This is a genomic window from Moraxella sp. CTOTU47724, assembly GCF_032014955.1.
Taxonomy (GTDB): domain Bacteria; phylum Pseudomonadota; class Gammaproteobacteria; order Pseudomonadales; family Moraxellaceae; genus Faucicola; species Faucicola tetraodonis.
The window spans coordinates 18922-27520 of sequence record NZ_DALZSV010000031.1; the positions used below are offsets into that span (position 1 = coordinate 18922).

General features: G+C 45.8%; 9 protein-coding genes. 5 read left to right on the forward strand and 4 right to left on the reverse strand.

The annotated features are described in order from the left end of the window. The first annotated feature begins 236 nt into the window (after positions 1-236). From RTR63_RS07560 to RTR63_RS07570, 3 genes are read left to right on the forward strand one after another with little or no spacing between them, the layout of a single operon-like run. The gene (locus RTR63_RS07560) at positions 237-1532 is read left to right on the forward strand and encodes an ATP phosphoribosyltransferase regulatory subunit (RefSeq protein ID WP_312523559.1); all 1296 of its coding nucleotides are present in this window, start codon (positions 237-239) and stop codon (positions 1530-1532) included. A gap of 57 nt (positions 1533-1589) precedes the next feature. Then, positions 1590-2888 carry an adenylosuccinate synthase gene (locus RTR63_RS07565; protein WP_224053806.1) on the forward strand — a complete coding sequence of 433 codons (1299 nt, stop codon included), beginning with the start codon at positions 1590-1592 and terminating at the stop codon, positions 2886-2888. A gap of 56 nt (positions 2889-2944) precedes the next feature. After that, positions 2945-3673: a sulfite exporter TauE/SafE family protein gene (locus RTR63_RS07570; RefSeq protein WP_284033958.1), complete on the forward strand. Its 729-nt coding sequence runs from the start codon at positions 2945-2947 to the stop codon at positions 3671-3673. A 4-nt stretch (positions 3674-3677) separates the two neighbouring features. On the opposite strand, the gene RTR63_RS07575 is transcribed toward RTR63_RS07570, so the two are convergent. Genes RTR63_RS07575 through RTR63_RS07590 form a run of 4 tightly spaced genes read right to left on the reverse strand, consistent with a single transcriptional unit; the run spans position 3678 to position 6542 of the window. Further along, positions 3678-4304, reverse strand: a complete 627-nt coding sequence (locus tag RTR63_RS07575; RefSeq protein ID WP_159676914.1) for a LysE family translocator — start codon at positions 4302-4304, stop codon at positions 3678-3680. A 41-nt stretch (positions 4305-4345) separates the two neighbouring features. Then, a complete protein-coding gene (locus RTR63_RS07580) occupies positions 4346-5164 on the reverse strand; it encodes an ABC transporter permease (RefSeq protein ID WP_312523567.1) in 819 nt (272 codons plus the stop codon). Continuing rightward, the gene (locus tag RTR63_RS07585; RefSeq protein WP_312383445.1) at positions 5161-5877 is read right to left on the reverse strand and encodes an ABC transporter ATP-binding protein; all 717 of its coding nucleotides are present in this window, start codon (positions 5875-5877) and stop codon (positions 5161-5163) included. The genes RTR63_RS07580 and RTR63_RS07585 overlap by 4 nt, the downstream gene beginning before the upstream one ends. Positions 5878-5933: 56 nt before the next feature. After that, complete coding sequence (locus tag RTR63_RS07590) at positions 5934-6542, reverse strand: cob(I)yrinic acid a,c-diamide adenosyltransferase (RefSeq protein WP_312523569.1); 609 nt, start codon at positions 6540-6542, stop codon at positions 5934-5936. A gap of 107 nt (positions 6543-6649) precedes the next feature. On the opposite strand from RTR63_RS07590, the gene cysS reads away from it, so the two are divergent. Both cysS and RTR63_RS07600 read left to right on the forward strand, forming a co-directional pair. Beyond that, the gene (gene cysS / locus RTR63_RS07595; RefSeq protein ID WP_312523571.1) at positions 6650-8098 is read left to right on the forward strand and encodes a cysteine--tRNA ligase; all 1449 of its coding nucleotides are present in this window, start codon (positions 6650-6652) and stop codon (positions 8096-8098) included. Further along, positions 8099-8524 carry a YqaA family protein gene (locus RTR63_RS07600; RefSeq protein WP_007116765.1) on the forward strand — a complete coding sequence of 142 codons (426 nt, stop codon included), beginning with the start codon at positions 8099-8101 and terminating at the stop codon, positions 8522-8524. It abuts the gene before it with no gap. Positions 8525-8599: the final 75 nt, after the last annotated feature.

Genomic DNA, 8599 nt, shown 5'->3' on the forward strand with positions numbered 1-8599 from the left:
GTATCGCAGTTTAGCATAAAAAATTGGGCAATAAAAAAATGCCTAAGCCCAGTGAAGCTATGATACAATGAAAAGGAAAAGTGCCCTTATTTTATTCTTTGCTTATTTTATTTTTGTAAGTGCCCTTCTCATCGATTATTCTATGATTTTACATGGTAATTCATGGTCTATGTTTTCATATGGCCGCTTGTTGTCATGTCTAGTGATATATCATTTAATCATCCTTAGGATTTATTGTGTCAAATTTAGCATCAAATTCCACAAATGTGGCAAATCAGTCTGCTTTTTATCTTAATACAAAAAATACTTGGCTATTACCCGATGGGGTTGTCGATTTACTATCAACCGAAGCGGTAAAGCAAGAAACCCTGCGTTATCAATTGACCCGTATTTTAATCAGCCATGGCTATGAATTTATTAGCCCGCCCATGATTGAATATACCGAAAGCTTGCTCGGCTATGCGTCTGAAGATGTTAAATTACAAACTTTTAAAATCATTGATCAGCTAACGGGTCGGCTCATGGGGGTACGCGCAGATATCACCCCACAAATTGCGCGGATTGATGCACGTCTACACAATAATCAAGACACTAGTAACCCAGCAAAATCAATTTCTCGTTATTGTTATGCAGGGCATGTAATCTATACCATGCCAAAGGGCTTATTTGGCTCGCGTACCCCGCTACAATTGGGCGCTGAGATTTTTGGTACCGACTCACTAGCCAGTGAAGTGGAACTATTAGATGTGCTATTTACCTTGTTAGATAGCACGGATGTGATTGCACGCTCGCATATTGATATTGGTCATGTGGCGATTTTTCAGCAGCTTTGCCAGCTTGCCAGTGTACCTACGCATCTGCAAGAAAAACTCATTGAGCTCTATGCCAATAAAGCGTTACCTGAGCTGAAACTTTTGACCAGCAAAATGAGCCAGTTTGGCGAACTTGCCAACGATTTTTATGTGCTAGGCGAGGCAGGTAATGACTTGCAAAAACTGAGCGAACGACTCTCAAGTCAAGCCAAACACGATGCTATCATTGCCAAAGCCTTGTCTGATTTGACTTATTTGGTGAGCTATCTTGAAAACCACTGGGATGCCAATGTCAGTGTCGATGTCACAGGATTGGGATATCACTATCATACAGGCGTTGTCTTTAATGTGTACGTGGCAGATGAGTCATTGCCGCTGATTCGTGGTGGTCGTTTTAGCAACCATTTTCATCACGAAGTTGATAATACCGATGCCGTGCGTTCCGGCGTTGGCTTTAGCTGCGAGCTAAACCGTTGGCAAAATCATATCCAAGTACATGAGCAGCCTTTTACCGTGGTGCCTTATAGCCATGTACAAACTATTTTACATGTACCCAATCATCCTGATGCGCCCGCCCTCAAACAAGCGATTGACTCACTACGCCAAGAAGGGCATCGGGTGATGATTGCGCTGGATGAAACCGATGAACCTGAGCAAACCACGCATCGCTTGCAAGTAGCGAATGGGGTTTGGTACTTAGAGCATTTGGCAGAAAATTAATTTTTAAGCTGTTGTAAATTTGTTTTTAGCAATTACTTTGATAAAAGGTGACTTATCATGAAACATACGGGAAAAAACGTCGTTGTCCTTGGTAGCCAGTGGGGCGATGAGGGTAAAGGCAAAATCGTTGACTTATTGACTGAAAAAGCCAGTGCGGTGGCGCGCTATCAAGGCGGTCATAATGCTGGTCACACTTTAGTCGTTGGCGGTAAAAAAACCGTATTACATTTGATTCCATCGGGTATTCTACGTGAAGGCGTCACTTGCTACATCGGTAATGGCGTGGTGCTAGCCCCAGACGCGCTACTAAAAGAAATGCAATCACTGGTTGAAGCAGGCGTGCCTGTGCGTGAGCGCCTCCGTATTTCGCCTAACTGCCCGCTTATCATGCCACAGCATGTGGCGCTTGACCAAGCCCGTGAAATCAAACGCGGCAACAATAAAATTGGCACAACTGGTCGTGGTATCGGCCCTGCCTACGAAGATAAAGTAGCGCGCCGTGCCTTGCGTTTTGCTGACTTGTTGCGAGCTGACTTCGCCGATAAACTAAAAACTAACCTTGAGTACCATAACTTTGCCTTGACCCAATATTATGGGGTGGACGCAGTTGATTTTGATGCGACCTTAAAGTTGGCAGAAGAGTGGCGTGATGCGCTAAAAGACTTGGTAGCTGATGTGACGGGCGAGCTTGACAAGCTATGCAAAGAAGGCAAAAACTTAATGTTTGAAGGTGCGCAAGGTACGTTGCTTGACGTTGACCACGGCACTTATCCCTTCGTTACCAGCTCAAATACCACCGCTGGCGGCGTGGCGACGGGCACGGGTCTTGGCCCCTTGTACTTTGACTATGTATTGGGTATCACCAAGGCTTACACCACACGCGTGGGCGCTGGTCCTTTCCCAACTGAGCTATTTGATGATATCGGTGAGCACATCGGTACTGTGGGTCAAGAATTTGGTGCTACCACGGGCCGCGCCCGTCGTTGTGGTTGGTTTGATGCAGCGATTCTACGCCGTGCTGTGGTACTAAACTCACTATCTGGTATCTGCTTGACCAAGCTTGATGTGTTAGATGACCTTGATCAGCTCAATATCTGCACGGGTTATGAGTTGCCAAGTGGTGAAGTTTGCGGCTCTAGCGATGCGGAGTTTTATGAGAATGTCAAACCTATCTACGAAACTTTGCCGGGCTGGAAAACGAGCACTGTGGGTGTGACAGAGTATGACAAGCTACCTGAAAATGCCAAAGCTTATATCAAACGCATTGAGCAGCTTATCGAGTGTCCCGTTGACATTATCTCAACAGGTCCTGACCGTGCCGAAACCATCGTGCTACGCGACCCATACGATGCCTAACCCTCACTCATCAAAAAACCCGATGTCACATCGGGTTTTTTATTTTAGGGTAAAAAATGCTGAATGATAGCTTACTCGCCTTAGCCAATTTATTAACCTCTGCTTTAACCGCTATCACAGGCGTGGGCGGCGGCATGATACTCATTGGACTGATGCCATTTTTTGTGCCTGCTGCAGCGATTGTGCCAGTGCATGGCGTGACCCAGCTTGTCAGTAATGCCACGCGCGCTTGGTTTGGTCGGGCTGCCTTAGACTTTACCTATTTTTGGCAATTTTTGGCGGGCTCATTGACGGGACTGTTGGTATTTGGCGTGCTTGTGCGCTTTATCCATTTAGAGCTTATTCCGTTATTTATCGGCATTTATATCTTACTAATAACTTGGTCAAGCACTTTTAACCGAGTGATTCGCCGTTTTGAAAGTTTCTTTTTGGTCGGATTTGCACAAACGGGCTTGGGCGTGTTTGTTGGCACACCGGGTCCACTCAATATCGCCATGCTCAATAAGTACTATGATGATAACAATGTCGTCGTTACCACGGGCGCCTTGATGATGACGGTGGTGCATACCGCTAAATTGATAGTTTATGTGGCGATGGGATTTGTGTTTGCCGATTATTGGCAATTGCTAGTGATGATGGTCATCATGGCAACCGTTGGCTCATGGCTTGGTACCCGACTTCGCCATAAAATCCGTTTAGACTGGCTAGAAAAAGTCCTGCCGTATCTACTCACCCTCATAGCGCTCAAATTGATTGTCGATATCGTCCACCGCTATTTTTTTTGAACCCCTAATGCCAAAAAATCTCAGTGATGAGCGCCATGGCGATGATGATAAATATCAAGCCACATAATCGATTAAGCCACATCAAGCGATTGCCCAATTGCAGCCAATCCGACAGTTTTTTGCCGCTCATGGTATAAACCAGCTGCCACGTTATCTCAATCATAAAAAAACCCACCGTGAGTATGAGGTATTGCGGCAATAAAGGCGCGGAAAAATTGATAAATTTGGGGAAAAATGCGGCAAAAAACAAAATCGCCTTGGGGTTGGACAATGACACCCAAACCCCTGTTTTAAACAGTTGCGCGGGGGTCGGTATGACCTGTAACTGGTCACTGTGCAATTCGCTGTCAGCTTGGCGCCAAGATTTTATCCCAAGATAGGCTAAATACAGCGCGCCAACGACTTTGATAATGGTCAGCAAAAAAGGCGCATTGGTACTGATAAGCCCTAGCCCTAACAGTGACGTTGTCAGTAATATAAATAAACCCATGCTCAGCCCTGCTAACGTCCACAGGGTTTTTTTGATGCCATAATTGACACCAAATTGGAACGCTAACAGCATATTAGAGCCAGGCGCTGCTGAGATAAGGCAAGTACTGATTAAAAAAAATAAGAAATTTTGCAGGGTCATTAGAATTTTTAGTAAATAAGTGAAAGATAGCCAATCAACGGTTAATGAGAAGTCTTGGCAGTGGGTGGAATGACAAACTGCCACTCCGGGTTAAAAAACCGTCGAAAAATCAGCAAAGTCGCTATTGTACACCCTAAGGTACTGCTGGTGGCAATTAAAAACAGGGTAATAATTTGATAAAGCACGGCTTGGTGCGGGTCTGCGCCTGCTAAAATTTGTCCTGTCATCATACCCGGCAAGCTCACTACCCCCACCACCATCATGCTGTTAATCGTCGGTGTGATGCCATTTTGAATGGCAGCAATGACGTAGGGTTTTGCAGTTTCCCAAGGCGTGGCGGACAATGCCAAATAAGTATTAATCATACTTTGTTCGCGATGAAAACTGCTGACAAGTTGGTTCATAGAGAGTGAGACAGCGGTCAATGAATTACCTAAAATCAGCCCCAATAACGGTATCATCACTTGGGGGCGAAACCAGCTAGCCGCGTTGTCTGACAATATCCACCAACCACCAAATATAGCCACCACCCAACTACTGACAAACACCGCCACCGCCGTATCCCAAAATAAACCTTGATAGGGTTTATTAACCCGATTTTTGGCAGCGATACTAGCGATAATCGACATAAAAGTCAAAATTGCCAACACTTCATACCATTGCTCTCTGGCAAAAATCCACGCAAGTACCAGTCCAATTAAGCTTAGTTGAACCACCGTGCGAAAACTTGCAATGAGCAGGGATTTGACGATACCCAGTTTCAACCAAACACTGATTGCCATCACCAGTAATAATGCCAGGCTTGCCAGCGCTACTTGTAGGTAGGAGATAGCGGGCATGGTGATGGCTAACATCATCATGGCTGATTGCCTTGTGATACGGATGCGAGTGCTTTGCTATCCACCGTTAACTTGTGATTGCTTAATTGACCATCAGCCATCGTCCAGTGGCTAGTGCCAATCGCCAATAAGCGCTGAATTTGGGTCGGCTCATGGCTGATCCACACGACGGTGGCATTGGGGGTGGACTGATACCAGTGGTTAATCAATGTTTCGACTTGCTGGGTGGTGGTGGCATCAAGGGAGGCGGTAGGCTCATCGAGTAATAAAATGGTCGGGTGCAATTGTAGCGTGCGTAATAAATTGACGAGCTGTTTTTCGCCACCCGATAAGCTGCGGCTATCTTGCTGTAAAAACTGCGGTGATTTGCCAAGGTTAACTAGCTGCTGCTCGTGCCAAGATACATCGATTTTTTTGTCTTTATAAAGTGCAAAGCTAAAGGGCAGGCTCAAGTTGTCTAAGACGCTGCCCTCAATCATCTCACTTAGTTGCGCAATATAGGCAACCTGTGAGCGCCAAATAGCCGGCGTCAAATCGGTCAAATTTTTGCCGTTTAAGGTAATGTGACCTGCTGACTTAGGTAATAGGCTTGCTAATAGCTTTAGCAGTAACGATTTGCCACTGCCAGACTGTCCTGTGATGACAATAAAGTCATGGTCATGGATTTCACCTGAAACATGATTGACGAGTGTTCGATGGTCGATTTGGTAGGACAGTTGGTCAAATTGCAGCATGGCTTTTTAAGTATGGTGTTTTTAACGGATAGCGTTTTTAAAGTATCGTGATAGAGTTATGACAGGGTGGCTTTATCCCAAAGCACTTCTTGACCGTCATCCAACCGAGCAACGACGCGCGCCAATACAAACAGCCAATCGGATAGACGATTGATAAACTGCAGACTAATTGGTGAGACATTATCATCCCGCGAATTTAATGCCACGAGTAGGCGCTCAGCGTCTCGGCAATAGCAGCGAGCGATATGCACTTGGCTAGTCACAATGGTGCCTGCAGGCAAAATAAAATCTTTGAGGGGTGGTAAATGGGTGTTCCACTCATCAATTTGATTTTCCAGCTCCGTCACATAGTCTGCCAAAATCCCGTGGTATTCGGGCATGGCAAGCTCACCCCCTAGATTGAAAAGCTGATGCTGCAAGCGGCTTAACTTAGCATCAAATTGGGCGTGGTTGGGTTGGACATGGTTAGGTTGGGCTTGGCTGTTTTGAGTATGGTTATCTTGACTAAGATAGCCCCGCAATAAACCGATTTGGGAGTTTAATAAGTCAATTTTGCCCATGGCGTCAAAGCGTAAGTCTGCCTTAGACACCCGTGAACCATTCGCCATGCCAGTGGTGCCGTCATCGCCCGTTCGGGTGTAAATCTTTGATAATCGATTGCCCATTATAGAGACCTTAAAGTGTGAAATATGCCAAATCATAGCACTTTTAACAAAATTTCGGTATGATAACCGATTGTCTTTTTTATCCAACTTGCACAGGTGACTATCCCATGACACAGCTGACACAGCCCATGCCGATTACCATATATGACTCGATGAGTGGACAAAAACGCCCATTCACGCCCTTAGAAGCAGGCAAAGTTGGCATGTATGTCTGTGGGATGACGGTGTATGATTATTGCCACATTGGTCATGCACGGGTCATGGTCGGCTTTGATGTGGTCGTGCGCTGGCTGCGTCATATTGGCTATGATGTCAATTATGTGCGTAATATTACCGATATTGATGACAAAATTATTAACCGCGCTAAGGACAATGGCGAAAGTATCTATGAGTTGACAGACCGCTTTATCAAAGCCATGCATGAAGATGCTGATAATCTGGGCTGTGAGCGTCCTAACAGTGAGCCAAAAGCCACGGATTTTATCCCACAGATGCAGCATCTAATTCAAACGCTGGAAAGCAAAAATTTAGCCTATCAAGGCGCAACGGGCGACGTCTATTATGCGGTCGAAAATTTTGCTGAGTATGGCAAACTCTCAAAACGTCGCCTAGCCGATATGCAAGCGGGTGCTAGCGAGCGGGTGAATGTTGAGACAGACAAAAAAAATCCGTTTGACTTTGTATTGTGGAAATCTGCCAAACAAACAGAGCCATCTGAGACCAAATGGCAGTCGCCTTGGGGGGTGGGTCGCCCAGGTTGGCATATCGAATGCTCGGCAATGAGTACTTGCTGCTTGGGCGACACCTTCGACATCCACGGCGGCGGACATGATTTACAGTTTCCGCACCACGAGAACGAAATTGCCCAATCTGAAGGCGCAACCGGTAAAACCTATGCCAACAACTGGATGCATGTGGGCTTTATCAATGTTGACGGCGAGAAAATGTCAAAATCACTGGGTAATTTCTTTACCATTCGCGATGTGATGGGGCAGTTTCACCCAGAGACTATTCGCTTCTTTATTTTATCGAGTCATTATCGCAGTCCAGTGAATTTCTCAGATAGCGCGCTTAAAGAAGCCCAAACCAGCCTCACGCGTCTATATCAAGTCTTAAAATCTGTAGAAAGCCTCACCGAACCAGCCGGCGAGATTGACGAAACCCCATTTGAAACCCCCTTTAATCAAGCGATGTGCGATGATTTTAACAGTGCAGGGGCGGTGAGTGTATTATTTAGTCTGGCGCGTGAAATCAACAAAGCGGTCAATCTCGAAACTGCTGAAGGCAATGCCCAAGCGCTGGCACTAGCAACATTGCTAAAAGATTTGGCACAACCGCTCAATATTTTACAGCTTAATCCAACCGATTTTTTACAAGCGAAAGTGGGCGAAACGACCGGGTTAAGTGATAGCGAGATTGAAGCATTCATCGAAGCGCGCAAGCAAGCCAAAGCGGACAAAGACTTTGCCAAAGCTGACCAAATTCGTAATCATTTGAAAGCTCAAGGCGTTGAGCTAGAAGACGGTAAAAATGGCACGACGTGGCGCCGCGTGTAATTGGCTTATTGGTTCCTATGGTTAGCCGCCTTTGGCTCGGCAACCCTATTGCCCATGCAATCTGAGGCGGTGCTTGTCACCTTATTGGCCAAGGGACACTATAAGGCTTGGCTGCTATTGGTGGTGGCAAGCGTTGGTAATGTATTGGGTTCGTGTGTCAATTTTTGGCTTGGGCGTCAGATCGACCGCTTTTATGACAAGCCTTGGTTTCCGGTATCGGCTGTCAAGCTTGCCAAAGCCAAGCGTGTCTATCAAAAATATGGGTTTTGGTCATTGCTTGCTAGCTGGGCACCCATGATCGGTGATCCGATTACGTTGTTTGCCGGTGTGTTCGGTGAACGGTTTTGGCGCTTTTTGCTGTTGGTGACGATTGCCAAGACCGCCCGCTATGTAAGCTTATATGCGCTTTATCTCGGTGTAATTTAGAAAAATGATTGCAATAGACATGTTTTTTATCTAAAATAGGCGGTTAATTTAAAACTTAAATAAAAGATGGTGTCA

Bases quoted from the DNA above. Each gene is read 5' to 3' on its own strand.
- RTR63_RS07565 (WP_224053806.1), top strand. From the start codon at position 1,590: ATGAAACATACGGGAAAAAACGTCGTTGTCCTTGGTAGCCAGTGGGGC.
- RTR63_RS07570 (WP_284033958.1), top strand. From the start codon at position 2,945: ATGCTGAATGATAGCTTACTCGCCTTAGCCAATTTATTAACCTCTGCT.
- RTR63_RS07575 (WP_159676914.1), bottom strand. From the start codon at position 4,304: ATGACCCTGCAAAATTTCTTATTTTTTTTAATCAGTACTTGCCTTATC.
- RTR63_RS07580 (WP_312523567.1), bottom strand. From the start codon at position 5,164: ATGATGATGTTAGCCATCACCATGCCCGCTATCTCCTACCTACAAGTA.
- RTR63_RS07585 (WP_312383445.1), bottom strand. From the start codon at position 5,877: ATGCTGCAATTTGACCAACTGTCCTACCAAATCGACCATCGAACACTC.
- RTR63_RS07590 (WP_312523569.1), bottom strand. From the start codon at position 6,542: ATGGGCAATCGATTATCAAAGATTTACACCCGAACGGGCGATGACGGC.
- cysS (WP_312523571.1), top strand. From the start codon at position 6,650: ATGACACAGCTGACACAGCCCATGCCGATTACCATATATGACTCGATG.